The sequence below is a fragment of the Paenibacillus pasadenensis genome, assembly GCF_002864175.1.
In the GTDB taxonomy this organism is placed as follows: Bacteria; Bacillota; Bacilli; order Paenibacillales; family Paenibacillaceae; genus Paenibacillus_O; species Paenibacillus_O pasadenensis.
The window spans coordinates 364,758-386,470 of sequence record NZ_NFEZ01000004.1; the positions used below are offsets into that span (position 1 = coordinate 364,758).

The following is a 21,713-nucleotide window of genomic DNA, read 5'->3' on the forward strand; positions in this document are numbered from 1 at the left end:
TGTCCCCTCCTGCCGGCCTGCGATCGCTTTCCCTCTCCGTCCATGACGAAACGTCAGGAATCAGAAAAAAAGTTTGCCGATTCTGCCTGTGCGGGTGTAGGATAGAACCAATCGAAATGAATGAAAGCCGCATTCGGATGACGGAATTCGTCAATTCGAAGCGAAAGGAGCCAAGCCGATGCAAACCGTATCCGCCATGCTGCCGATGCTGACGGAGCTGGCGCAAGGCATCGCGGCGCAGTTCGGCGAGCGCTGCGAGGTCGTCATCCACGACTGGTCGCGGCCGTACGACAGCACGATCGTGTTCATCGCCAACGGGCAGGTGACCGGCCGCAAGGTCGGCGATCCCGGCACGAACCTCGGCCTCGAGGTGATGCGCGGCACGTCCGAGGGCGGCCACCGGCAAAACTACGTCACGCGCACGAAGGACGGGCGGCTGCTGCGCTCCACCTCGATTTACCTCAAGGACGACGAGGGCCAGGGCATCGGCGCGCTCTGCATCAACCTGGACATCTCCGAGCTGATGGCCGCGGAGAAAGCGCTTCAAGGGCTGATCGGCCTGCAGGAGCTGCCGCCGGTCCGGGAGTCGTTCGCGAGCAACGTGAGCGACCTGCTCGACTCGCTCATCCAGGAGGCGGAGGACGCCGTCGGCTGCCCGCCGGCGCTCATGGGGCGCGAGGACCGGATCCGGTTCATCGCGCTGCTCGACCGCAAGGGCGCGTTTCTGATCAAGAAGGCGGGCGAGAAGGTATGCGCCTACCTCGGCATCTCGAAGTACACGCTGTACAGCGATCTGGAGGAAGCGAAGGGGAGCGATGGAGATGGAGCGTAACGAAGCAGCGGTTGGAGCGGGGGAAAGGCTCGCGGACGGCATCGACACGCCCTGCGTCGTCATCCGCAGCGAGGCGGTCGACGCCAACATCGCGGCGATGGCCGCGGAGGCGGCGCGGCGCGGCGTGCGGCTGCGGCCGCATGTCAAGACGCACAAGCTGCCGGAGCTGGCGCATCGGCAGGTCGCCGCAGGCGCCTGCGGCATCACCGCCGCCAAGCTGTCGGAGGCGGAGGCGATGGCGGACGGCGGGATCGGCGACATCTTCGTCGCCTATCCCGTCGTCGGCGCCGTCAAGGCGCGGCGCGCCGCCGAGCTGGCGCGGCGCGTCCGGCTGCTCGTCGGCGTGGACAGCCTCGCCGGCGCGCGGCAGCTGTCGGCGGCCGCCGAGGCCGCCGGGCTGGCGCTGGAGGTCCGCCTCGAGATCGAGAGCGGCCTGCAGCGCACGGGCGTGCCGCCCGAGGCGGCGCTTGCGCTCGCGCGGGAGATCGCGGCGATGCCGGGGCTGTCGCTGACCGGCATCTTCACCTACCGCGGCGCGATGCTCGGCGGAGCGCCGACGCTCGACCTGCGGGCGGCCGGCCACGAGGAAGGCCGCCTCATGGCCGGCGTCGCCGAGACGCTGCGCCGGGGCGGCATCGCGATCCGCGATGTGAGCGTCGGGTCGACGCCGACGGCGATCTACGCCGCCGAGATCGACGGCGTCACGGAGATCCGGCCCGGCACGTACGTGTTTCAGGATCGGATGCAGACGGCGTTCGGCGTCTGCCGTCCGGAGGACTGCGCCGCCGAGGTGTGGGCGACCGTCGTCAGCCGTCCCGCCCCGGACCGCATCGTCATCGACGGCGGCAGCAAGACGTTCGCCACCGACGTGCAGCCGGATAAGCCGCCGCTTCATCTGCAGGGCTTCGGCCGCGTCATCGGACTGCCGCATGCGGTGTTCGAGCGCATGAACGAGGAGCACGGCGTCATCCGCATCTCGCCGGACGACACCTGCGAGCCCGGCGACATGCTGCGCATCGTGCCGAACCATATCTGCAGCACCGTCAACCTGCACGGCAGCGTGTACGTGAGCGGCAAGTCCGGCCTGCGCCGGGTGCCGGTCGCCGCGCGCGGCTGCATTCAATGAGGGAGATGACCAACCCATGCTGGATCTAGTGCTCAAAAACGGCCGCATCGTCGACGGCAGCGGCAATCCGTGGTACCGGGGCGACGTCGGCGTCAAGGACGGACGCATCGCCGCCGTCGGCCGCATCGACGAGGAGGCGGCCGCGACGGTCGACGTCCGAGGCCAGGTCATCGCGCCGGGCTTCATCGACGGCCATTGCCACTCCGACCTGATGATCCTCGACCATCCGCTCAGCGAGATCAAGCTCAGCCAGGGCGTCACCGCCGAGGTCGTCGGCAACTGCGGCCTCGCGCCGGCGCCGGTGTTCCCGGACCGCGAGGAGCTGCTGCGCAGCTACATCTCGCCGGTCATCGGCAGCACGAAGCAGGACTGGCAGTGGAATACCGTCGGGGAATACATGAACTACGTCGGCCGCTCCGCTCCAGCCGAGCATATGGCGACCTATGTCGCGCATGGCGCGCTGCGCATCGCCGTCATGGGCTTCGACAACCGTCCGGCGACGCCGGCGGAGCTGCAGCGCATGAAGGAGCTGCTCGAGGAAGGACTGCGAGCCGGCGCGATCGGCCTGTCGATCGGCCTCCTCTACTCGCCCGGCAGCTACACGTCCAAGGAGGAGCTGGCCGAGCTGTGCTCGGTGCTGCCGCGCTACGACGGCCTGCTCAGCACGCATATCCGCGGCGAGGGCAACAACCTGCTGCCGTCCGTGCGGGAGGTCATCTGGATCGCCGAGCAGGCGGGCATCCCGCTGCATGTGAGCCATCTCAAGGCCGCCGGCAAAGCCAACTGGGGCAAGGCGCTCGAGGCGATGGAGCTCGTCGAGGACGCCCGCGCCCGCGGGATGGACGTGACCGTCGACGTCTATCCGTACAACGCCGGCTCCACGTCGCTCACGACGATCCTGCCGCCGTGGGTGCTGGAGGGCGGCATCCCGGGGGCGCTCGAGGCGTTCCGCGACCCGGCGCTGCGCCGCCGCATCCGCGAGGAGCTCGGCCGCGAGCAGGACGACTGGGACAACCTCGTCTGCTCGACCGGCTGGCAGAGCGTCTTCGTCGCCTCCGCGAGCGGAGCGAACGCCGGGCTCGAGGGCAAGCACATCGCCGAGATCGCCGAGGCGCGCGGCGTCCACCCGGCCGACTGCATGATGGACCTGCTGCTGGAGGAGGACGGCCAGGTGCCGATCGTCTACTTCCACATGTCGGACGACGACGTGCGCCAGGTCATCGGCTACAGCCGCTCGCTCATCGCCTCCGACAGCCTCACCTGCGAGACCGGCATGCCGCATCCGCGCCTCTACGGCACGTTCCCGCGCGTGTTCGCAAAATATGTGCGAGAGGAGCGCGTGCTGACGCTCGAGGACGCCGTGCGCAAGCTGACGAGCTTCCCGGTGCAGCGGTTCCGCCTCGGCAAGCGCGGCCTGATCGTGCCGGACTACGCGGCCGACCTCGTCGTCTTCGACCCGGATACGATCCGCGACACGGCCACCTACTCCGAACCGAAGCAGCAGCCGGAAGGCATCTCGACCGTCGTCGTCGCCGGCCGCATCGCCATGCAGGACGGCGCGCATACCGGCGCGCGCGGCGGCGGCTTCCTGCGCGCCTCGTCTTGCGCTTGCGGCCACGGGTACGCGCATGGCGGCGCCGGCCGCTGAGGCCGAGGCCGGCCGATGCGGCATCGCCTCTGGGCCAAGTCGGCTCGGAGCAAGCGGCTCCAGGCTGTCGCCGGCGGATTTGCCGGGATTTCGCCGGCCCCCATTTCCCAAGAAGAGAGGAACGAACTCATGTCCATCATCGAAAAACGTCTCGCCGAGCTCGGCATCACGCTGCCGGAGCTGCCGGCCCCGAAATTCTCCTACATCCCGGTCAACCGGACGGGCAATCTGATCTACACGTCCGGCTTTGACTGCCGCATCGACGGCGTGCTCCTGTACGAAGGCAAGGTCGGCTCCGACCTGACGATCGAGCAGGGCCAGGAAGCGGCCCGCCAGGTCGTTGTCAACCTGCTCGCCGCCATGAAGGCGTACCTCGGCGATCTCGACCGCGTCGTCAAAATCGTCAAGCTGCTCGGCTTCGTCAACAGCGCGCCGGGCTTCGGCGACCAGCCTTACGTCATGAACGCGGCGTCCGATCTGCTGATCGAGGTGTTCGGCGAAAACGGCCGCCATGCCCGCTCTGCCATCGGCACGAGCGATCTGCCGTTCCACACGCCGGTCGAGATCGAGCTGATCGCGGAAATCCGCGACTAGCCCGAATCGGATGGTTTTTGCGATCTAACGATACCGACGAGCGCTATTCAGCCTTTTTGGCGGGGGAAAAGCTCATCCTGGAGCTATAAGCCCGCTCCGTATCGTTACGTTTTTTGCGAGCCTCTTTTGGCGTAAATAGCGTGTGAGTATCGTTGGAGCTGCGAACGGCCAGGATCGTCCTGTCCTGCAGGCAGCCGCATTTTGCGGCTGCTTTTTTATTTGAACGCGTTGTTCCAACAGGGATTCTCTGGCCGCGGCAGCTGGACAATCCCTGTTTTTCGTTTGCGCAGCCGCGCATCTACTCCTAGAAGCTGCACAGGCCGAGCACCAGCTTGAAGCGCTTCTGCCGCTTGCGGCCCGACTTCCAGCCGTCCCGCGTATCCAAAATGTACACGCGGCGCCCGATCCACAGACGGACATACAGCGACCGGATCCGAATCGGTCCGACCGCGCCGCGCCGCTCCTCCTCCGTGCCGTCGGCATGCTCGATTTCCGTCCGCAGCCACCACCGGTTGCCGATGCCGGCTTCGATGTATTTCATCTCCGTTCCTCCTCCAGTTGTTTCCTCTGAAAACTTAATATACATTATGTACATAACTTCACAAAATGGACGTCATGGCGTATACTTAAGCGGCAGAGATTAAAGCGCTTGCAGGACTTGGGGGCAAGCTGAAGGCGCTGCGGCTCGCCGCAGGCCGATGCCTCGCTTCGCGCGGCGCTTAAACCAGATCGAAAGGGGAACGACAACGATGGGACGTCTGACAGGCAAGACGGCGATCATTACGGGAGCGGCTACGGGCATGGGAGCGGAGGAGGCGCGTCTGTTCGCCCGCGAGGGAGCGCAGGTCGTGCTGACCGATGTGAACCTCGAGGCGATGAATCAAGTCGCGGAGGAGATCAAGGCGGCAGGCGGCGAGGCGCTGGCGCTCCGGCATAATGTCGCTTCCGTAGAGGAGTGGACGAAGGTCGTCGAGGAGACGGTCGCCCGCTTTGGCAAAGTCGACATCCTCGTCAACAACGCCGGCATCGCGGCGCGCACGACGATCGGCAATCTCGACCTGGCGGAGTGGCAGCGCGTGCTGGACATTAACCTGACCGGCTGCGTCGTCGGCATGAAGGCGGTCATTCCGGAAATGCAAAAGGCCGGCGCCGGCTCGATCATCAACATCTCCTCGATCGGGGGCATCGTCGGCATGGCCGGCTCGAGCGCCTATACGGCGGCCAAGGGCGGCCTGCGCACGCTCACGAAAGCGGCTGCCGTCGAATACGCCAAGCAGAGCATCCGGGTCAACTCCGTCCATCCCGGCATCATCGTCACGCCGATGACCGAGCCGTCGATGAAGGACGCCATGCCGTATTACCAGACGTTCACCCAGCTGCCGTACTTCGGCAAGCCGGAGGATGTCGCGTACGGCGTGCTGTTCCTCGCTTCGGACGAGTCCCGCTTCATGACCGGCTCCGAGCTCGTCATCGACGGGGGCTGGACGGCTCTGTAAGCTTTTGACGGGAAAGACGGCCCGAGCCAGACGCGGGGCGCGCCCGCTTCATTCGCCCCGTGCGGGTCTAAAAAGCCGTTTCTTTCCGTGTGGACGGAAAGAAACGGCTTTTTCTGCGCGCAGCGCGGTGCGGACCTGTCCGTCTTGCGAGCGGGAGGCTTGTGACGATCAGCAGCTTCCACAGAGGCCGTTTAACTTGTCGAAGTGCCGTACCTGACCAATACCTTCATCGCCCATTCCGGAGGTTCTTTAATACAACTTAATAGCTGATCCGAGGCGATCTCAGCAATAATTATCAATAAGAATGACTTCGTCCGCTATTCCGAGGGCGGGGCCAAGATTCTGAAGAGATTGCCCATACCTCCACCGAATATCCGTTTCGGAAATCCAATGCCCTCCCTGCTCCACTCTGGATGCCACCCGGTCAATATGCATGTGCACATCCATTAGCCGATGTAATAGAGAACAATCTGATATCCTTGATCCTTGGACATTTGCGACAATCTGGCTCATCAGCCGGCTCAAGGTGCTTTCCCCCGCTCCGTTCCGGCAAAGACCGTCATGACAGCTTTACGGCTCATGCAGTACCCGTTCGACTCGGTTGCCCGATTCGTCAATCATGATTTCAAACTTCTTCCCGTCCGCGGACTCGCGGATTCTTTTCTTTTCTCTAATATAATAAATGGATGCCCCAGCTCGTTTGGCTTCCGTCCTCGCTTGATCGGCAGCCCGGTCCAGGATGGCTTGCAGTTTCTTCTCTTCTCTGAAGCATCAGCAAAGTCTCCTTTTCATCCTGTAATCTGCTCATTCATTACATGCCAAATAACCGTTTAACTTCCATCTCTGCTTTTTCTCGTTCCTTCTCGCTTCTGAGCGGAAAATGACCTGTCCACCGTGCGAGCCGGCCGATTTAACCGCTCGTCTTTCCGCGCCCGGAGCCTGCCCAGGCAGGAAGCTCCCGATACGGACCGAAGATCGACAGGTCCATGAGCTGCGCGGCGATCTCCTTTTCGGCATAGGGCATCTGCTGCTCGATCCACCAGATGATGACCTCGACATAGGCGGCTTCGGTATACTTGAGCGTCACGTCGCGGCGGGCGGTCAGCAGCCGGTCGTCCGGCTGGGCGAAGGCAAGTCCCTCGGCCACGAACTGGCGGACGACTTCCAGCATGCCCGCGGCAAGCTCGGGCACGCGCCTGCGGACGAGCAGCGCGTGATAGACGTCGTAGCGCTCCGCCAGGTGCCGGAACAGCCGCACGAAGCTCGGATGAGGCTCGCCGCTCGCATAGTCGTAGTCCGGCGGCTGGCCGCCCGGATCGAACACGGCGACGCGCAGCTCCTCCAGCAGCTCCGCGATGTAGTCGGCGAGCAGCGCCTGCTTGTCCTCGTAATGAAGGTAGAAGGTGGCCCGCTTGACCGTCGCCCGGTCGGCCAGCTCCTGCACGGAGAAGCCGTCCAGGCCGCGCTCCTCGGTCAGCTGCACGAGCGCTTCCCGCAGCAGCCGGCGCGTCCGCTGCACGCGGGGATCGACTTTGGCTGGTTTCATCGTTTCGGCCTCCTCTTCGCTGTCCATCTCCTTGTTCCGCTAGTATAGCCGCCAGAAAAGAAAAGAGGAAGCTCCAACCTGCCTGGAAGCGCCAGAAGGGCTCCAAGGCGGGAAAACGGCTCAGGAAGCCTTTGCGGATGCCTGCAGCGCGCGGCTCCCGAAGCGCAAAGTTCTTATTGATTAATCCTCCCTTTTTTCTTATAGTAAGTTCCGAAAATCTTTCTATTTTATAGCAAAAAATCTTTCATCAGGAGGTAAGGTGAAATGAAAAAAGCAAGCGCATTCCTGGCAGCCATGCTGCTGGCTTCCGCGCTCGGCGGAACGGCGTTCGCCGCGAATGAGGCGAAGAGCGGCACGACGCTCAAGACATCGGTGGAAGTATCCGGCTCGAAAACGACGACCGATGCGATCATCGCGGACGGCGTGCTGTACGTGCCGATCCGCTCCGTGGCGGCCGCGACCGGCTACAAGACGGAGTGGAACAGCGCGAAGAAGGAGGTGCGGCTGTACACGCTGGCGAGCGGCCAGACGGCGAAAGCGGTGAACCGGATCGCGCCCGCCCAGCAGGTGGAGCTCAAGCGGCTGGATATCGCTTTTTACCTCGACGACAAGCTGACCGCTCTCGTCGGTGCGGACGGCAAAGCCATGCAGCCGCTGTTCCAGCAGGACACGCTGTTCCTGCCGATGCGGGCGCTGGCCGATGCGCTCGGCCTGACGGCGTCCTGGAACGCCAAGGAGAAGAAGCTGACGCTCGGAAAAGCCGACGAGTCCGGCTCGACCGTTGTCGTTCCTGTCAAAGGGGACAAGGGCGACAAAGGGGACAAAGGGGACAAGGGCGATAAAGGCGACACCGGCTCGCCCGGCCCTGCAGGAGCGCCTGGCGCGACCGGCGCTCAAGGCGACAAAGGTGAAAAAGGCGACGCCGGCGCGCAAGGTCCGGCGGGTCCGAAAGGCGACAAAGGGGACAAAGGGGACAAAGGCGACACCGGTCCGGCGGGTCCGCAGGGCGAAAAAGGCGACAAGGGCGACACCGGAGCGCAAGGCCCGGCGGGTCCGGCAGGAGCTAAAGGCGACAAGGGCGACACGGGCGCAACGGGTCCGGCGGGCCCGAAAGGCGACAAGGGCGACACCGGCCCGCAAGGTCCGGTAGGCCCGGCAGGAGCCGTCGGTCCCGAAGGAATCCCTGGTCCGCAAGGTCCGCAAGGCCTGCAAGGTCCAAAAGGCGATCCGGGACCGGCAGGAACGGGATCGCTGCCCGCCATGTCGGCGTACACTTCGAACGGCGTGGTTTCGACTCTGCTGCAAGGCACGAGCATTCCCTTGCCGACATTTGTCGCCTCGGACAGCGCATTTTCCAGGAGCGGCGACCACACCCGCTTCACCGTCCTTCAGTCCGGCTGGTATTACTTGAGCTACAGCATCCGCAGCACGTCGGCCGCGCCGGCGAGCTCGCGCATTGTGGTCAACGACGTGGAGAAAACAGAGCTGTCGAACGACAACCTGGGCTTGAGCCAGTCCCGCTGGCAGGCGGCCGGACTCATTCATCTGCAAGCGGGCGACGTGGTATCGCTGCAGCTGTACGACTATATGGGAAGCGTTCAACTGGATGGCGGACAAGGGGCATCCCTGTCCCTGATCCGGATCGCCCTCGACAGCACGATCTGACCGGATGCGGCCCGGGCCGCGTCCAGCCGGCGTCATTGCAGAAGGCTTCTTTTCAGCCGGAGACGAGCCCTTTCTCCGGCTTGTCTTCGTGGACCGCCGCTTCCTTCGGCCGGGAGAACGCGAGTCCCTCGGCGACGTACGGGCGGGCGATCTCCAGCATGCCCGCTGCACGCGGAGATCGGCTTTGGGCGGTTCCATCGTTCCGGCCGCTTTAGGATGGATCTATCCGTTTTCATTCCCATAATGACGATACTCTCACTGTGCATTTTTATAGAAGGATACTTTTTATCAGGAGGTAAGGTGAAATGAAAAAAGCAAGCGCATTCCTGGCAGCCATGCTGCTGGCTTCCGCGCTCGGCGGAACGGCGTTCGCCGCGAACGAGGCGAAGAGCGGCACGACGCTCAAGACATCGGTGGAAGTATCCGGCTCGAAAACGACGACCGATGCGATCATCGCGGACGGCGTGCTGTACGTGCCGATCCGCTCCGTGGCGGCCGCGACCGGCTACAAGACGGAGTGGGACAGCGCGAAGAAGGAGGTGCGGCTGGATACGCTGGCGAGCGGCCAGACGGCGAAAGCGGTGGACCGGATCGCGCCGGCCCAGCAGCTGGAGCTCAAGCGGCTGGACATCGCATTTTACCTCGACGGCAAGCTGACCGCTCTCGTCGATGCGGACGGCAAAGCCGTGCAGCCGCTGTTCCAGCAGGACACGCTGTTCCTGCCGATGCGGGCGCTGGCCGATGCGCTCGGCCTGACGGCGTCCTGGAACGCCAAGGAGAAGCAGCTGACGCTCGGAAAAGCCGGCGACGAGTCCGGCTCGACCGCTGTCGTTCCTGTCAAAGGCGACAAGGGCGACAAAGGCGACAAAGGCGACAAAGGCGATAAGGGCGATAAGGGCGACTCCGGCGCTGCGGGATCGAGCGGCGCGACCGGCGCTCAAGGGTCGAAGGGCGACAAAGGCGACGCCGGCGCGCAAGGCCCGGCAGGTCCGGCAGGAGCCAAGGGGGACAAGGGCGACACCGGCGCGCAAGGCCCGGCGGGTCCGGTCGGAGCCAAAGGAGACAAAGGCGACACCGGCGCGCAAGGCCCGGCAGGTCCGGCAGGAGCCAAAGGGGACAAGGGCGACACCGGCGCGCAAGGACCAGCGGGTCCGGCAGGCCCGAAAGGCGACCAGGGCGACATCGGCGCGACAGGTCCCGCGGGAGCCACAGGTCCACAGGGAGCTGCAGGCCCGCAGGGAGCTATGGGACCGGTAGGCCCGCAGGGCGCGCAAGGCGATCCGGGGCCGGCCGGAACGGGCTACCTGCCGAGCATGTCGGCGTACAATACGATTCCCGAAGACAGGATTATACTCGATTCGAATGGAAACAACATTCGCTTCACTCAGCTCACCTCAACGCCCAACAGCTCCATTGCTGCGGATATATCGAGCGGCCGATTCACCATCGACAGCAGCGGCTATTACTATCTGTCTTACAGCATTCGCAGCAATCAGACGAGAGCCGCCAATTCTCGAATCCTTGTCAACCAATTGGAAATACCGGAATTCTCGAACCTGAACCAGTCGAGCCAGAGCCGCTGGCAAGCATCCGGGCTCATCCGGCTGAATGCCGGAGATGTCGTTTCCCTGCAGCTGTTCGGCTCCATCGCGGGCTCGGTCGATCTGGATGGCGGCCAGGGAGCTTCGCTTACGCTTATCCGGGTTTTCTAAGGCCCGAGATAGATGTCCACGGCTGCCGTTCTTGCGGCAGTCGGGAAGCCATCTTGCCGGAGACGAACCCCGTCTCCGGCTTTTTATCCTGCCGGCGGCCCCATCGGCGCTGCCGGCGGCCTCATCCCTGCCGATCCGTTTGCTTTCGCCCCCCGGCATGAGGCATGATACGGACAGAGAAGCCCGGCCCGCAGCGGCAGGGGACGAAGGAGAGGACAACATGCGGATCCATGTGCTCGTAGCCGACGACGATCCCCATATCCGCGAGCTGCTGAGGCTCGTGCTGACGAGGGAGGGCTACGCGGTCGCCGAGGCGGCGGACGGCGAGCAGGCGGCTGCCGTGCTGGAGCGGGAGCAGGTTCATCTGGCCGTCGTCGACGTCATGATGCCCCATAAGGACGGGCTGCAGCTGACGGAGGAGATCCGCCGGCACTACGACCTGCCGGTCATCCTGCTGACGGCGAAGGGCGAGATGGCCGACAAGGAAAAGGGCTACTCGGCCGGCACCGACGACTATCTCGTCAAGCCGTTCGAGCCGCAGGAGCTGCTGTTCCGCATCCGGGCGCTGCTGCGCCGCTACCGGATCGCCAGCTCCGAGACGATCGCGCTCGGGCGGGTCGTCATCGACCGCCAGAGCTACGAGGTGACGGCGGGCCGCGAGACGCTCACGCTGCCGCTCCGCGAATTCCAGCTGCTCTCGCAGCTGGCGAGCCAGCCGGGGCGCATCCATACGCGGGAGCAGCTGATTTCGCTCATCTGGGGCGCCGACTACGAAGGCGACAGCCGCACGGTCGACGTCCATATCAAGCGGCTGCGGGAGCGCTTCGAGGCGTACCGCGACGATTTTACGATCGTCACGATCCGCGGGCTCGGCTACAAGCTCGAGCCGGGAGGACGCCGCGGATGAGGACGCTCTACTTCCGCATCGTGTTCATCTTCGTGCTGATCGCGCTCGCGAGCGGCCTCGGCGGCCTCGCCGTGACGAGCTTCTATTATGAAGCGAAGCTCAAGTCGGGCAGCGAGCACGCGATGGAGGAGGCGTCACGGCAGGTGCGCGAGCTCGACGCGCTTGCCGGAGCGGAGCGCAGGGAGCAGACGCTGCAGGCGGTGTCCGGCCTCAGCTACCAGCTTTACGTCGTGCGGCCGGACGGCTCGGCGCAGACGTACGGAGCGGCTTTTCGGCACGGCTTCCTCCCCCCGGAGAAGGCTGTGCGCGAGGTGCGGTCCGGCGGCATCTACCCCGGCATGACCGAGGAGGACCGGCGATTCAAGCTGCTGGCCTATTTTGAAAACAGCCCCCGGAACACATACGGCTTCCCGCTGCCCCGCCCGGACGGCGGCATCGATGCCGTCTTCATTCGTCCGGATCTAGAAAGCCAGATCGGCGAGGTGCGGATCATCCTCGCCGTGCTGCTCGCCAGCACGTTCGGCCTCAGCCTGCTGCTCATCGCGGCGCTGAGCCGGCTGATCGTCGCGCCGGTGAAGCGGCTCACCCGCGCGGTCCAGCGGATGGCGGCCGGCGACTATGACGTGCGCGTCGACACCGCCCGCCGCGACGAGATCGGCGAGCTCGGGCGGCGGTTCACCGCGATGGCCGGCGCGGTGCGCCAGCTCGACCGGATGCGCCAGGAGTTCGTCGCCAACGTCTCGCATGAGTTCCAGTCGCCGCTGACGTCGATCCGCGGCTTCATCCGCACGCTGCTGGACGGCGGGGCGGCCGCGCGGGACGAGGAGGCGCGCCGCTATCTGACGATCATCGACGAGGAGAGCCGCCGTCTCAGCTCGATGAGCCGCCAGCTGCTGCTGCTCGCCGACGTGGACCGGCCGGACCGGGCGCTCGACAGGCGCTCGTTCCGGCTGGACGAGCAGCTGCGCCAGGCGCTCCTGCTGCTCGAATGGCAGTGGACCTTCAAGGAGCTGGAGCTCGATTTGGAGCTGCCGGAGCGGACAGTTTTCGCGGACGAAGGGCTGCTCTACGAAATCTGGCTGAACCTGCTCGGCAATGCGATCAAGTTCAGTCCGCAGGGCGGCGTCATCGGCGTCTCGCTGCGCGTCCTGGAGAACGGGCGGGACGGAAGCGCCGACATGGATCATCCGCTCGCGGAGGGGACGGGGCGGCCGGCAGGACGCTCGCAGGAGCGCCGGGACAACCGGAAGGCGACCGCCGGCCGCTGGCTCGAGGTCGTCATCGCGGACGAAGGGCCGGGCATCCCGCCGGAGGAGCTGCCGCACATCTTCGAGCGGTTCCACAAGGCCGACCGGGCGCGCACCTGGCAGGCCGGCGGCATGACGGAGCATTCATCCGCCGGCCCGCATCGGGAGGGCTTCGCGCCGGAGGACTCGTCCGCAGGCGTCCTCGCGGAAGGCGGCGGCGCGCCTCGGCGAGATCCCCGGCCGCTGTCTACGGGAGGCGGGCAGGCATCGCCGCCGTCGGGCGCGGGCAGCGGGCTCGGCTTGTCGATCGCGCAGCGCATCGCCCGCCTGCACGGCGGGGACATCGAGGCGCTGTCGGAGCCGGGCCAGGGAGCGGCGTTCCGTGTGACGCTGCCGGAAGGCGGCGCGCAGGGCCGGGAGTGAGGCGGAGCGTGAAGGAAACGGGCGCGGCCCGCTCCGCGGCAAGCCGGATGGGAGGGGCGAGGGCCCCGCTCCTCCGGCTTTTTCGCTTGCGGCCGGAGCGGCTGCCGAAAGCGCCTTCGTCTGTGGTATGCTGGGGGGAGTTGCGCCTCGGGCGCCAAGAATAATCAAGCAGAAAGAGGGAGAGCGATATCGAACGGAAGCAGAAGTCCCGCCTCAACGCCGTATCGGCCGTCGTGCTGGTGCTGCTCGGGCTTGCGCTTGCCGCGCTGTGGATGGATCATGTGCATCGGGATGGACGCCAGGAAGCCGTCACGGTCCTGAAGGCGATTGAAGGAGAAGAGCTGGTGTTCGCATCGGAGGACGGCGAGGACCTGCGAGCCGAGGCGCCGCAGCTGCTGCTGCCGCTGCTGGAGGTCGGACGGGAATATCGCATCGTCGTCGACCGGAACCGATTCCGCCATGCGGTGCTTCAGAAGATCGAGCCTCACGACGCTCCGTCGAAATAGCGGACGCTCCTTCCGATCGCGGCAACGCTGCGGCTGTCCGGCGCGTATGAAGCGGGTGAAGCGAGGACGGACATCAATCAGGAGGGGTGCGGACATGGAGCAGGATCAACGACAGCCGGAGCGCTCGATCGTCACGGGCGGAGCGGCACCGGCGCCGGAGCCGACGAGCGCCGCTGCCGGACAAGCGCAAGAGCGCCCGGACGGCGAGGCGGGAGCCGGTGGAGGGCGGCAGGTGGAGCGGCCATTCGCGACGGACGGGGAACCGTCCTCCAGCGAGCCGCTGCGTCCGCTCGATCTGCGGGTCATCCGCGCCCGCCGGCTGGAGGGGGCGGTCACGAGCGGCGTGTATGCCGCCGTCGTGCTGGCGCTGGCTCTCCTGAGCGCCCGGTTCGGCTGGCCGTGGTGGATCGCGGCCGGCGCCGGAGCGCTCGCGCTGGCCGGGGCGGCGCTGGAGCTGCTGTGGCTGCCGAGGCTGCTGCATCGCAGCTGGGGCTACCTCGTGCGAGAGCATGAGATCGAGCTGGCCCATGGCTTCATCGTCCGCAAGCGCACGCTTGTCCCGGTCGCGCGCATCCAGCATATCGACACGAAGCAAGGCCCGATCCAGAAGCGCTGCGGCATCGCGACGCTGACGATGGCGACGGCGGCCGGCAGCCACGCCATCCCCGGCTTGCCGGAGGAGCAGGCCGAGGCGATGCGGAGCCGGCTGGCGGAGCTGACGAGGAGGGCCGACGATGAGATCTGAGGCCGCCTCCGCAGAGCTGCGGCGCGTGCATCCCGCCTCCATGCTGTTTTTCCTGGCGAAGGGAGTCAAGGAAATGTACGGCATGCTGCCGCTGCTGCCGCTTTTTGTGCTGTGGGTGCCGAGAGCGACGGGGCTGGATGTGAGCCGGATCGGCCTGGGAGCGCTGCTCGGGGGCGTCGGGCTGTCCGCGCTGCTCGCCGCCGCCTGGCTGCGCTGGAGGGGCTTCGGCTACGCCGCGGAGGCGGGTGCGATCCGCATCGAGCAGGGCGTATGGAGCCGCCGTACGATCTGGATCCAGCGCGAGCGCATCCAGTCCGTCGACACGAGGCAAAATCTCGCCGAGCGCGCGCTCGGCCTCGTCCAGCTCCGCATCGAGACGGCTGGGGGCGGCGAGAAGGCCGAAGCTGTGCTGCCGTCGTTATCCGCCGCCGAGGCGGCACGGCTGCAGCGGCTGCTCGGCTTCGCGGAGGCCGGAGCGGCCGAGCCGGAGGAGCCTGCCGCCGGCGTGGGCGCGGGGGCTGAAGCCGTGCGGCGGGCCGCCGCGTCCGAAGCGGGGAGAGACATAGGCCCCGATGGGCTCGAGCGCGAAGCCGGCGCTGTCCTGGCTGCGTCTGACGCGGCGCGGCAACCGGAGCCGACGTTGGACGCGGCAGCTTCGGCGGCAGGCCGGCGGACCGAGCTGGCGGTCGGCCAGCGAAAGATCCGGCCGGGCGACCTGCTCGGCTACGCGCTCACCTCGTACCGGACCGGCCTCGTCTTTCTGTTGCTGGCCGGCCTGCTCTCGCGTGCGGCGGACAGCGGCTGGCTGCGGAGGCTGGACATGCAGGCCGAGCTGGAGCAGCTGTTCGGGGATTATGTTCTCGCGGCCGCGAGCCTGCTGCTGCTGCTCGCCGCCTGGCTGCTGACCGCGCTGCAGCTCCTTAATGCGAACTGGGGCTTCCGGCTCGAGCGCCGCGGGCGCAAGCTGCATGTCGAGCGCGGCCTGCTGGAGAAGAAGCGGCAGACGATCGACATCGCCCGCATCCAGGCGCTGGAGCTCGCCCAGCCGCTGCTGCATCGGCCGCTCGGCTGGGTGGCGGTGCGTGCCTTCATCGCCGGCAACGCCGAGGAGAAAGAGCGCCATCTGCTGCTCTTTCCGCTGCTGAAGCGTGCGGAGGCGGAGGCGTTCTTGCGGGAGTTTGCTCCGGCGTTCGTCCTCCCGGCGGACTGGAGCCGGCTCGAGCGCTCCGCCTGGACGGCCTACGCGGGCTGGCCGGCGCTCGCCAGCCTGCTGCCGGCAGCGGCCGGGTGGATCTGGATCCCGGAGCCGTACCGCTGGCTGGCCGCGCTGCTTCCAGCTGCCGTGCTCGCGTACGGCCTGCTGGAGCACCGCCACGCGGCTTGGGCGCTGGAGGCGGGCCAGCTGTCGCTGCGCCGCGGCGCGCTCATCCGCTCCGAGCTGCTGCTGCCGGGCAGGCGCATCCAGTGGCATCGGATGAGCCTTTCCCCTATGCAGAGGCGCCGAGGCCGAGCGAGCTTGTCGGTCAGCATCGCGACCGGCAAGGGCGCCCGCTCGTTCCAGCTGCGCCATGCCCCGGCCGCGGCGGTGGAGCGGCTGCTGCGCCAGCTGAGCTGGCGGCCGGGGCGCGGGAGCGGATCGCCTGCCGCTGTGCGATCCGCTCCGCAGTCGGAGTAACGCCCGCATATGTGGTAAATATGCCACTGATGCACGCCGGAGTCGGGGAAACGCCCGCCCAGTTAATCAAGTCCACTCTAAAAAAACTTGCCTGACCGGACCCTCTGTCCGTGTCAGGCAAGTTTTTTTGCGGTTCAGCGCGGCATCGCCGGAACGGGCGTCGCTGCGCCGCGCTCCCAGTCGCCTCGCAGCAGGCCGTAGCCGAACGAATCGTATAGCCGGCCCTCCTGCGGCCAGCTTTGGCGGTGACAGCTCTCCAGCACGAACAGCGTGCCGCGAAACGCCGCCTGCATCCCGGCATTGTCGGTCCGCGTGTGGCCTTCGATGCGGATCGCAGACGGGAATTCCCGGAACACATAGTCCGCCATCCAGCGCAGCGTGGAGCGAGCCGCTCCCTGGCGGCGATACGCCTGGCGGATGCGCAGGTCGAACAGCAGGGTCGGGTCCTGCGTGTCCATGATCTTGAGGAGGCCGGCTTTGGCGCCGGCGGCGTCCTCGATCCAGAACGTCCTCGTTTCATCCCCGTGATAAGCCCCGTCGTCGAAAGCCTTGCGAATCGTCTCGGCCTCCGGCCGCACGATGCCGTGATAAGGCCAGGGCTCGCCCGTCAGCAGCGCGGCGAGCGCTTCGCGCTCCTCCGCCGACGTGCCGACCGGAGTCCAAGACCAGCCGGCGCCGTCCATCTCGTCGATCGGACCGGCAAACTCGCCCGCACTCGATTCGCGCTTGTCGCCGCCGCTCTCGTCAGCCCGCTCGCCGTCGCTCTCGTCAGCCTGCTCGCCGCCGCACCCGCCCGCCTGCTCGTCATCGCTCCCGTCCATCTCTGCCGCCGCATCCCGCCTATACTCCAGCCCCAGCTCCTCGAACCAGCGGTTCAGGCCGGACCACAGCCGCTCGCACGCAGCGTGCAGCTCGTCCGCATGCTGCAGCCGGCCGGACTCGCTCAGCGCCGCCAGCTCCGCGAAGCCGTCCGGCTGCGAGGGCAGGGCGGCCGCCTCCCGCAGCGTGCGGACGCGCGTCGTGAACGGCCGGCGGTTCGCCAGCCCGATCAGCTTGGCCGCCTGCCACGTCAGGTCCATCGCCGCCCGCGGCAGATGGCCGTTCTCGCCGCTTGCCCGGAGGTTGCGGATCTTGCCCATCGTCTCGTACGGCTCCCACACCATGAACTCGCGCATGACGCCGCGAAAAGCCTCCTCGCTCCCGTCCAGCGCCGCCTGCGCGCCGAGCGCGAACAGCCCTTTCGGATCGTGGAGCGGCATCACATGCGTGAAGCTGCCCGCCCAGATCGGCCAGCCGTCGTCGACGCGCGCGGCGCGGGCCAGATAGCCGGCGCGGGTCCGGCAGCTCAGCTCGAGCTTGAACGGCAGCTCCACGAATTCGTCGCCGGGCAACGGCTCCGCTCCGTCCGGCGCGACGACATGCAGCTCGAGATCGGAGCAGGGCTGGTCGGTGCCGCGGGCGACGGAGCCGTACAGGCCGATCGCGAGGATGCGGCCGGGATGCTCGGCGAGCAGCCGGTCCTTGACGCGATGGGCGTAGGCGAGCTTCTGCTCGCGGGTCGTGGCGGCGGGATAGGGCAGCATGGAAAGATCCTCCTTGGCGGTCATTTCGTCCATCCCTAAGTATACCTGCCCAAGGCGGGCCGGAGGCGGTCAAGAACGGCTGAAGCCGATCTTCCCCGGCCACGACGCCGGCGCAGCAAAAAAAGCCGCTCCGGCGTCGTGGCCGGGGCGGCGAGGGCGGAGCGTCGGCAGCTCTAAGGGCGCAGCTCCGAAGCGGTCAGCTCGGGCGCGGCGAGGCCGTTCTCCAGCCAGACGTTCTTGAAGTCGACCCAGCCGAGCCGGTTGAGGCGGACGCCATGCACGGACGGATGGAGGTAGGTGCTGAGCTGCTGATGGTGGAGGAAAATGAGCGAGCCGTCGTCGCGCAGCTGCTCCTCGACCTGCCTCATGATCTGGCGGCGGCCTACCGCGTCCGGCGTCGCCAGGGCGGCATCGATCCGTCCCCGGATCCAGCTTCGGGTATCGTCGGTCAGATAGTTCCCGAGGATGCAGTCGCCATGCTCGTAAGCCTCGATCTCGCATACCTCGTCCTCGGCGATGACGATGCACCAGACCGTCAGATCGGCCTCGCGAAAGCCGTGTTTGGATGCGATCGCCTCCAGCTTCGTCTCCACCCGGATGCCCCACTCGGCGAGCTTGCGCGCGGCCCAGTCGACTTCGTCCTTGTACTTGGCTACGGTCGTCAAGCGGATCGGCGTGCCGTCGTATTCCGCTTCGCGCAGCGCCGCGCGCAGCCTGTCTGGCCGCGGCGGCTCGGGGGAGCGCAGCGCGCTCGTTTCCGGCAGGAAGCCGTAGGCGGGCAAGACGCTCTTGTCCTTGAGCTCGTCGAGCAGCTCGGACGGATCGAGGATCATGCGCACGGCCCGCCGGAACGCCTCGGACTGATGCGGACCGGGCTTGTTCATGTTCCAGCCGAGCATGGCGCAGCCATGGTTGACGTTGTGGATGGACGACCATCCCTCCGACGGGGGAGCCGTCTCGGGCTCGTTGAAGAAGCCGTCGCGGATGCGCAGCAGTCCGGGAACGCTCGGCGCGACCTGGACCGGCTGGCAGCCCTCGGGCAGGACGACCATATCGACGGCGTCCAGATAGGGGCGGCCGCCATAATACGGCTCATGGGCGCCGAGCTCCAGGCCGCAGGAGGTGTGCTTGAGCAGCCGGAACGGACCGGTGCCGATCGGCCGGCGCCAGAATTCCTCCTCGGGCAGGCCGCGCAGCCCTTCCGGCAGCAGCGAGGCGGCGCCGGCGCAGACGAAGCGATCGAAGATGAAGTTCGGCTGATGCAGATGGAAGCGTACGACATGGGTGCCGACCGCCTCTACGCTCCGGACGCTGCGCATGAGCCAGCGATTGGGGCCGTGGCGCAGCCGCTCGAAGGTGAAGGCGACATCGCGCGAGGTCAGATCGGCGCCGTCGTGGAACAGCACGCCCTTGCGCAGGAAGAAGGTCCATACGGTTCCTTCGCCGTTCACGCTCCAATGATGCGCGGCGGCGGGGACGATTCGCTCGTTCTCCTCGCTGTACTGGAGCAGCCGGTCGTACAGCTGGCGCATCACATGCGCGTCCAGCGCATAGTTGAGCTGGGAAGGATCGAAGGTGCGCACGCCGTACAGCAGCGGGAAGCGCAGCGTGTCGCGAGACGGCTGGCCTTGCTGCTGCTCCTTGCGGTAGCCGAACCGCCCGTCGAGCCATTCGAGAAACCGCTCCTTCGCGGAGGTGCCTCCGGCATGCCGGCCGATCAGCTCGAAGGCGGCCGGGTAATTGCCCGCCTCGGCTTCCGCCTGGAGAAGCTCCATCAGGTACGGCTCCTTCGGGCGGAGAAAGACGATCCGCGAGCGATGGCCGCGTCCGCGTCCCGGCAGCCACTCGATCAGTCCCTCCTCCTGCATCCGGCGGAGGATGAGCTTGGCGTTGCGCGGCGTGCAGAACAGCGCGGCGGCGATGCCGTCCAGCGTCGCCTCGACGGGCGAGCCTTCTGCCGCAACGCCCGAAAACCGCTCCAGCAGGGACAAGTAGCGTTCGGCTGCATACATTGGGGTTGGCCTCCTTCTGGCTGGAAAATGGCAAAAGAGGAAAAGAGTCGAAGCGATTATACGCTTTTTAGCCCCTTTTGCCTAGCGCATACTTGGTTCAGAACGAAACGAACGGGAGATGAGGGCATGTTGGAGGATCAATATGTGTCGGAGAAGCTGGAACAGTTCCGCCAGGAGGAGCGCCGGAACGTCAGCGGCAAGGGAGCGCTGCTTGGCAAGCTCGGCGCGAGGGCGTTCAGACGATGGAGCCGGATCAATCGGACGGGAGATGAGGAGCATGATGGAGGATCAATACTTGGCTGAGAAGCTGGAGCAGTTCCGGCAGGAGAAGTACAGGAGGATGGAGCGGCAGGGACGATGGCGTCTGGAGCTGGAAAAGGACGAAGCGCCGGCTGGCCGATCGGGACGCTCCCGGCTCGGCCGAGCGCTTGCCGCGATCGCCTCGCTGCTGGCAATGCGCCGCTGATGCGGCGCTTTTTCTTTTTAGGCCCGCAGGTAAAAGAGGAAAAGAAGATGGAAGGACAGGCTCCTTTTTGGCGATGGCCATTGATGACAACTCTCTGCGCGGCGATCATCCTGTGGGAAAAAGCGAATAATAGGTTTGAAATGAGGGTATATTGGAACTATAATTTAAAAAAAGTCCCATTCTTGAAAATAGGGGGGCGAGTGGGTTGAGATACGAAAGGTTAACTAAGCTTTTTTATAAAGTGGATCGGGAAACGTTGGCCAAGGAATTAGATCATAGAAAAAACGGTTACGGCAGCTATTTGAGCTCATTATTCATTAAGGGATTTAGAAAAGGACAAACGACGGCAGACTCATTCGAGTTGTTTTATGTAAATACGCATGAATTAATGAGTCTTAACAACGAAGTGTTGTTGAACAGCTCGAAGATTTCTTCTCTCATCAGCAAGCTGCCTGATTTTATCGTAGAGCCTTATTTCCAAAAGCTCATTGTTAACGAGGCGCAGAGCAATAATGAAATTGAAGGCGTACGCAGTACGAAGAAGGAACTGCAGGAGGCTCTCCGTGAAGTCAAAAATGTGGAGCCTAAACACAAAAGATTTAATGGTTTGATGAAGACCTATCTTTATATCGATCAGATCGACGCGTTCGAAAAAGTTCAAGACTTTAGAAGCTTGTACGATGAGCTGGTAGCCGATGAAATTAAAGCCGAGGACAGACCGGATGGCGATCTGTTCCGGCAAGGCCCTGTCGAGGTCAGCGATGGCCAGGTCACAACTCATATAGGCGTGAGCACGGAAAAAAACATTATCGCGTCGCTCGGGGCGCTAATTCATTATTTAAAGGATGACGCCCATCCTCCCTTATATCGTTATATGGTGGCCCATTATTATTACGAGTATATCCACCCCTTTTATGACGGCAACGGGCGTACGGGACGTCTGCTTGTAGGCAGTTACTTGTCGCGCTATCTGGAGAAGTACTCCGCGATTACATTCTCCTATGCGATCAACAAGAATAAAGCCAAGTATTATCGAGCGCTGGAGGAAATCGCATTCCCTTTGAATCAAGGCGACCTGACCTTCTATCTGATCGACATGCTGGAGCTGCTGTCGACGGGTCAAAAAAGCATCATCGAAGACTTGGAGCTTAGCCTGATCAAGCTCGAAAGAATCAACGAATATATGAAAAAAGAAAAATGGTCAAAAGACGGAGATGCAAGACAGATTTTGTCTTTCATGCTGACGATCAATGTCTTTATCGCCGAAAACACCGTTTTATCGTTGAAAGAGTTGATGGGCTACACCGGCAAGTCCAGGCATAAAGTGAATCAGGCGATGGATTGCCTTGTTCAAGAAGGATATGTTGAAGTGGTTGCGAAGAAGCCGAAATCAATTCAAATCTGCGACGGCTGCATAGAAAAAATATTATCTCTGTAAGAAAAGGAGCCCTTTTCCGATCGTCCGCCTCGCCCGTCCAAGCCATCTGCGAGACCCCCCCATAGAGTAGTAGAGCAGCGACAAGCTGCGAG

Annotated in this window: 19 protein-coding genes; 15 read left to right on the forward strand and 4 right to left on the reverse strand. The window is 64.9% G+C overall.

Translation table 11 applies throughout. The features are described 5' to 3' along the window. The first annotated feature begins 178 nt into the window (after positions 1-178). The 4 genes from B8V81_RS11355 to B8V81_RS11370 all read left to right on the forward strand — a co-directional run bounded on the left by B8V81_RS11355 (position 179) and on the right by B8V81_RS11370 (position 4,200). Entirely contained in the window at positions 179-832 is a 654-nt protein-coding gene (locus B8V81_RS11355; protein WP_028599362.1) for a helix-turn-helix transcriptional regulator, read from the forward strand. Next, positions 822-1,958, forward strand: coding sequence for an alanine racemase (locus B8V81_RS11360; RefSeq protein WP_028599363.1), 1,137 nt, complete (start codon positions 822-824; stop codon positions 1,956-1,958). Before B8V81_RS11355 ends, B8V81_RS11360 begins: the two co-directional genes overlap by 11 nt. A gap of 16 nt (positions 1,959-1,974) precedes the next feature. Continuing rightward, the gene (locus tag B8V81_RS11365; RefSeq protein ID WP_028599364.1) at positions 1,975-3,606 is read left to right on the forward strand and encodes an N-acyl-D-amino-acid deacylase family protein; all 1,632 of its coding nucleotides are present in this window, start codon (positions 1,975-1,977) and stop codon (positions 3,604-3,606) included. Between the two features lie 129 nt (positions 3,607-3,735). Further along, positions 3,736-4,200 carry a RidA family protein gene (locus tag B8V81_RS11370; RefSeq protein WP_028599365.1) on the forward strand — a complete coding sequence of 155 codons (465 nt, stop codon included), beginning with the start codon at positions 3,736-3,738 and terminating at the stop codon, positions 4,198-4,200. A gap of 304 nt (positions 4,201-4,504) precedes the next feature. Here the strand turns inward: B8V81_RS11370 and B8V81_RS11375 are convergent, their stop codons facing one another. Then, positions 4,505-4,741, reverse strand: coding sequence for a DUF3977 family protein (locus tag B8V81_RS11375; protein ID WP_028599366.1), 237 nt, complete (start codon positions 4,739-4,741; stop codon positions 4,505-4,507). 208 nt (positions 4,742-4,949) lie between these two features. Between B8V81_RS11375 and B8V81_RS11380 the strand changes: the two genes are divergently transcribed. Continuing rightward, on the forward strand, positions 4,950-5,696 hold the full coding sequence (locus B8V81_RS11380) for an SDR family NAD(P)-dependent oxidoreductase (RefSeq protein WP_028599367.1): 747 nt from the start codon (positions 4,950-4,952) through the stop codon (positions 5,694-5,696). A 910-nt stretch (positions 5,697-6,606) separates the two neighbouring features. Here B8V81_RS11380 and B8V81_RS11390 read toward each other — a convergent pair. After that, complete coding sequence (locus B8V81_RS11390) at positions 6,607-7,242, reverse strand: TetR/AcrR family transcriptional regulator (RefSeq protein WP_028599368.1); 636 nt, start codon at positions 7,240-7,242, stop codon at positions 6,607-6,609. Positions 7,243-7,506: 264 nt separating this feature from the next. Here B8V81_RS11390 and B8V81_RS26010 point away from each other — a divergent pair, with 264 nt between their 5' ends. From B8V81_RS26010 to B8V81_RS11425, 7 genes are all read left to right on the forward strand, one after another. Next, positions 7,507-8,907 (forward strand): BclA C-terminal domain-containing protein, encoded by a 1,401-nt coding sequence (locus B8V81_RS26010; RefSeq protein ID WP_052333347.1) that lies wholly within the window; start codon positions 7,507-7,509, stop codon positions 8,905-8,907. Positions 8,908-9,212: 305 nt separating this feature from the next. Then, positions 9,213-10,619: a BclA C-terminal domain-containing protein gene (locus B8V81_RS11400; RefSeq protein WP_052333348.1), complete on the forward strand. Its 1,407-nt coding sequence runs from the start codon at positions 9,213-9,215 to the stop codon at positions 10,617-10,619. Between the two features lie 220 nt (positions 10,620-10,839). Further along, complete coding sequence (locus B8V81_RS11405) at positions 10,840-11,526, forward strand: response regulator transcription factor (RefSeq protein WP_028599369.1); 687 nt, start codon at positions 10,840-10,842, stop codon at positions 11,524-11,526. After that, a complete protein-coding gene (locus tag B8V81_RS11410; RefSeq protein ID WP_101808394.1) occupies positions 11,523-13,196 on the forward strand; it encodes a sensor histidine kinase in 1,674 nt (557 codons plus the stop codon). Before B8V81_RS11405 ends, B8V81_RS11410 begins: the two co-directional genes overlap by 4 nt. Before the next feature lie 233 nt (positions 13,197-13,429). Then, a complete protein-coding gene (locus B8V81_RS11415) occupies positions 13,430-13,702 on the forward strand; it encodes a hypothetical protein (protein WP_101808395.1) in 273 nt (90 codons plus the stop codon). A 94-nt stretch (positions 13,703-13,796) separates the two neighbouring features. Continuing rightward, positions 13,797-14,447: a PH domain-containing protein gene (locus B8V81_RS11420; RefSeq protein ID WP_180968428.1), complete on the forward strand. Its 651-nt coding sequence runs from the start codon at positions 13,797-13,799 to the stop codon at positions 14,445-14,447. Next, the gene (locus B8V81_RS11425) at positions 14,437-16,122 is read left to right on the forward strand and encodes a PH domain-containing protein (protein ID WP_028599373.1); all 1,686 of its coding nucleotides are present in this window, start codon (positions 14,437-14,439) and stop codon (positions 16,120-16,122) included. The genes B8V81_RS11420 and B8V81_RS11425 overlap by 11 nt, the downstream gene beginning before the upstream one ends. A 134-nt stretch (positions 16,123-16,256) precedes the next feature. On the opposite strand, the gene B8V81_RS24795 is transcribed toward B8V81_RS11425, so the two are convergent. Together B8V81_RS24795 and B8V81_RS11435 are read right to left on the reverse strand one after the other, a co-directional pair. Next, complete coding sequence (locus B8V81_RS24795) at positions 16,257-17,705, reverse strand: kanamycin nucleotidyltransferase C-terminal domain-containing protein (RefSeq protein WP_127464383.1); 1,449 nt, start codon at positions 17,703-17,705, stop codon at positions 16,257-16,259. Between the two features lie 173 nt (positions 17,706-17,878). Next, positions 17,879-19,717 carry an ABC transporter substrate-binding protein gene (locus B8V81_RS11435; RefSeq protein ID WP_101808397.1) on the reverse strand — a complete coding sequence of 613 codons (1,839 nt, stop codon included), beginning with the start codon at positions 19,715-19,717 and terminating at the stop codon, positions 17,879-17,881. A gap of 126 nt (positions 19,718-19,843) precedes the next feature. Here B8V81_RS11435 and B8V81_RS25255 point away from each other — a divergent pair, with 126 nt between their 5' ends. The 3 genes from B8V81_RS25255 (at position 19,844) to B8V81_RS11440 (ending at position 21,621) form a co-directional block, all read left to right on the forward strand. Further along, positions 19,844-20,020, forward strand: a complete 177-nt coding sequence (locus B8V81_RS25255; RefSeq protein WP_153782644.1) for a hypothetical protein — start codon at positions 19,844-19,846, stop codon at positions 20,018-20,020. Further along, the gene (locus B8V81_RS24800; protein WP_146000487.1) at positions 19,995-20,183 is read left to right on the forward strand and encodes a hypothetical protein; all 189 of its coding nucleotides are present in this window, start codon (positions 19,995-19,997) and stop codon (positions 20,181-20,183) included. Before B8V81_RS25255 ends, B8V81_RS24800 begins: the two co-directional genes overlap by 26 nt. A gap of 205 nt (positions 20,184-20,388) precedes the next feature. Next, positions 20,389-21,621, forward strand: a complete 1,233-nt coding sequence (locus B8V81_RS11440) for a Fic family protein (RefSeq protein ID WP_101808398.1) — start codon at positions 20,389-20,391, stop codon at positions 21,619-21,621. Positions 21,622-21,713: the final 92 nt, after the last annotated feature.

Bases quoted from the DNA above. Each gene is read 5' to 3' on its own strand.
- B8V81_RS11355 (WP_028599362.1), top strand. From the start codon at position 179: ATGCAAACCGTATCCGCCATGCTGCCGATGCTGACGGAGCTGGCGCAA.
- B8V81_RS11360 (WP_028599363.1), top strand. From the start codon at position 822: ATGGAGCGTAACGAAGCAGCGGTTGGAGCGGGGGAAAGGCTCGCGGAC.
- B8V81_RS11365 (WP_028599364.1), top strand. From the start codon at position 1,975: ATGCTGGATCTAGTGCTCAAAAACGGCCGCATCGTCGACGGCAGCGGC.
- B8V81_RS11370 (WP_028599365.1), top strand. From the start codon at position 3,736: ATGTCCATCATCGAAAAACGTCTCGCCGAGCTCGGCATCACGCTGCCG.
- B8V81_RS11375 (WP_028599366.1), bottom strand. From the start codon at position 4,741: ATGAAATACATCGAAGCCGGCATCGGCAACCGGTGGTGGCTGCGGACG.
- B8V81_RS11380 (WP_028599367.1), top strand. From the start codon at position 4,950: ATGGGACGTCTGACAGGCAAGACGGCGATCATTACGGGAGCGGCTACG.
- B8V81_RS11390 (WP_028599368.1), bottom strand. From the start codon at position 7,242: ATGAAACCAGCCAAAGTCGATCCCCGCGTGCAGCGGACGCGCCGGCTG.
- B8V81_RS26010 (WP_052333347.1), top strand. From the start codon at position 7,507: ATGAAAAAAGCAAGCGCATTCCTGGCAGCCATGCTGCTGGCTTCCGCG.
- B8V81_RS11400 (WP_052333348.1), top strand. From the start codon at position 9,213: ATGAAAAAAGCAAGCGCATTCCTGGCAGCCATGCTGCTGGCTTCCGCG.
- B8V81_RS11405 (WP_028599369.1), top strand. From the start codon at position 10,840: ATGCGGATCCATGTGCTCGTAGCCGACGACGATCCCCATATCCGCGAG.
- B8V81_RS11410 (WP_101808394.1), top strand. From the start codon at position 11,523: ATGAGGACGCTCTACTTCCGCATCGTGTTCATCTTCGTGCTGATCGCG.
- B8V81_RS11420 (WP_180968428.1), top strand. From the start codon at position 13,797: ATGGAGCAGGATCAACGACAGCCGGAGCGCTCGATCGTCACGGGCGGA.
- B8V81_RS11425 (WP_028599373.1), top strand. From the start codon at position 14,437: ATGAGATCTGAGGCCGCCTCCGCAGAGCTGCGGCGCGTGCATCCCGCC.
- B8V81_RS24795 (WP_127464383.1), bottom strand. From the start codon at position 17,705: ATGCTGCCCTATCCCGCCGCCACGACCCGCGAGCAGAAGCTCGCCTAC.
- B8V81_RS11435 (WP_101808397.1), bottom strand. From the start codon at position 19,717: ATGTATGCAGCCGAACGCTACTTGTCCCTGCTGGAGCGGTTTTCGGGC.
- B8V81_RS25255 (WP_153782644.1), top strand. From the start codon at position 19,844: ATGTTGGAGGATCAATATGTGTCGGAGAAGCTGGAACAGTTCCGCCAG.
- B8V81_RS24800 (WP_146000487.1), top strand. From the start codon at position 19,995: ATGATGGAGGATCAATACTTGGCTGAGAAGCTGGAGCAGTTCCGGCAG.